Consider the following 357-nt stretch of genomic DNA (forward strand, 5'->3'; position numbering starts at 1 on the left):
ACCGCGCCCGTCGGATGCTGCACACCGGCCTGGACCTCCTCACCCCCAGGCAGAAGACCCGCCTGGAGGCCTTGTTCGCCGGCGATGAACACGTCGAGGTCGAAGCCACCTGGGCCATCTACCAGAAGATGATCACCGCCTACCGAGAACCCGACCGCGCGAAGGGGCGCACGCTCATGCAGGCCCTCATCGACGCCATCAGCAGCGGAGTCCCCCGCGCCTTGACAGAGATCATCACCCTCGGCCGCACCCTGAAGAACCGGGCCGCCGACGTCCTCGCCTACTTCGACCGGCCCGGCACGTCGAACGGGCCCACCGAGGCCCTCAACGGCCGACTCGAACACCTCCGCGGCAGCG

1 protein-coding gene is annotated in these 357 nt (G+C 68.9%); it reads left to right on the forward strand.

What is annotated here, in order from left to right; translation table 11 throughout:
• On the forward strand, nucleotides 1-357 hold a 357-nt coding region (locus IFY26_RS17590; RefSeq protein ID WP_232550304.1), incomplete at both ends, for a transposase.

This window comes from Propioniciclava soli (genome assembly GCF_014858005.1).
In the GTDB taxonomy this organism is placed as follows: domain Bacteria; phylum Actinomycetota; class Actinomycetes; order Propionibacteriales; family Propionibacteriaceae; genus Propioniciclava; species Propioniciclava soli.